Origin of the sequence: Falsirhodobacter sp. 1013 (assembly GCF_051195255.1) — a bacterium.
In the GTDB taxonomy this organism is placed as follows: domain Bacteria; phylum Pseudomonadota; class Alphaproteobacteria; order Rhodobacterales; family Rhodobacteraceae; genus Falsirhodobacter.
This window is the reverse complement of the sequence record NZ_JBNJLK010000042.1, coordinates 1-1,495: the sequence shown is the minus strand read 5'-3', so window position 1 is coordinate 1,495 and position 1,495 is coordinate 1. Positions and strand designations below refer to the sequence as shown.

Sequence of the window (1,495 nt, the reverse complement as noted above, 5' to 3'; positions counted from 1 at the left end):
CCAAGAATACCACGGTCGCCCAAACCTGTGAATCCTGTTTGAGTTTTCACACGGTCTGGAACGGTTTTGAACAGGGGCAGGGGAGGGTGGTCAAAACGGGCCTTGTCCGGGGGTTATGACCATCTAAGATGTGAACGACCCTTCTGAACGGTTTTAGCTCATGTCCCGCACCTTCGCCTATGTCCGCGTCTCCACCATCCAGCAGACCATCGAGAACCAGGTGCAGGAGCTGGAGACGGCCAGCTTCGTCATTCCCAAGCGTCGGATCGTTTCCGAAACGATCTCGGGCAGCGTGCCCGCGCAGCAAAGGCCGATGTTCGCCCGTCTGATCGATCGGCTGGAGGAGGGGATGTGCTGGCGGTCACGAAGATGGACCGGCTCGGACGCGACGCGATGGACGTGGCGCAGACCGTCAGCCTGCTTGCCGGCATGCAGGTGCGCGTTCACTGCCTCGCCCTGGGCGGCAGCGACCTGACCAGTCCCGCCGGACAGTTCACCATGACGATCCTGAACGCCGTCGCACAGTTTGAGCGGGAATTTTGTTGATCGAGCGGACCCATGCAGGTATGGCGCGGGCCCGATCGCAGGGAAAGATTATTGGGCGTCCCTCAGCTCTGTCAGAGACACAGAAGCAGAGTATTCGCGCTGAGCTGGAGGTGGAGTGACGGTTTCGGAACTTGCCCGCCGGTATGAGTGCAGCCGCATGACGATAGCCCGCTGTCGATGCTAAGGACGCAGAAGCCCAGAGGTCGTCATTAGCGTGAGGTGCGACATGCGAGGTCTTCACGCATCGTTCGGCCCATAGCTGCCGGTCGACCTCGACAAATGCCGCTCTGCCGTATTCCCGGAAGCTGCCGTTCGTCTCGCTCCGCAGCACAAACCCGGCCGGGATGGTAGTAATGCGGGACGGAGCCGTCGTTTGCAGATGGGTCAACCGTTCGTTCTCGCGCAGAAGATCGGCGTCCCGTTCCGGCGCCTTCGCCTCATCGGAAATCGTCCGGATCCATTTGCCGAGCGTCGAAAGACCAATCCCAAGATCAGACGCAACCTGACGCCGTGTCAGGCCACTGGTGAGCGAAATGCGAACCGCATCCCGCTTGAACTCGTCGCTGTGTGTCACTGCCATATCCTGTCTCCTGTTGTGAGAGCATCGCTCTCAGAAGACCGGAACAAAACCGGTGCAGGTCCAGTCGAGCGCTGCTTCAACAAGCTCAAGAACGCTCGACGGGTCGCAACGCGCTACGACAAGACAGCGGAAAGTTTCCTTGGCTTCATCGACATAACGTCGATCCGATTATGGACCCGCCATTTGTCAACATGACCTAATAGGGACCGCTAATCATCACCCGCGCCGCCTCTCGCGGCGCGGGTCCGGCGTCTATTCGGCCCCGCTGTTGTCCTTGACGAAGGTCCGGTCAGTCTCGCCGCGGAAGAAGTCGCGGCCGTAGATCAGCAGGCACAGCACGACACCCACCGCAAAGGCCCATGCCGCCCC

1 protein-coding gene and 3 pseudogenes are annotated in these 1,495 nt (G+C 60.3%); 3 read left to right on the top strand and 1 reads right to left on the bottom strand.

Translation table 11 applies throughout. The features are described 5' to 3' along the window. Positions 1 to 160: 160 nt before the first annotated feature. Positions 161 to 310: pseudogene (locus tag ACSHZY_RS18825) on the top strand (recombinase family protein); the annotation flags it as partial. Positions 311 to 351: 41 nt separating this feature from the next. Next, positions 352 to 546, top strand: coding sequence for a recombinase family protein (locus ACSHZY_RS18820; RefSeq protein WP_435171756.1), 195 nt, complete (start codon positions 352 to 354; stop codon positions 544 to 546). Between the two features lie 385 nt (positions 547 to 931). Here ACSHZY_RS18820 and ACSHZY_RS18815 read toward each other — a convergent pair. Continuing rightward, positions 932 to 1,126, bottom strand: a pseudogene (locus ACSHZY_RS18815) (transposase); the annotation flags it as partial. A 63-nt stretch (positions 1,127 to 1,189) separates the two neighbouring features. Between ACSHZY_RS18815 and ACSHZY_RS18810 the strand changes: the two are divergent. Next, positions 1,190 to 1,321 (top strand): annotated as a pseudogene (locus ACSHZY_RS18810) (IS5/IS1182 family transposase); the annotation flags it as partial. Positions 1,322 to 1,495: the final 174 nt, after the last annotated feature.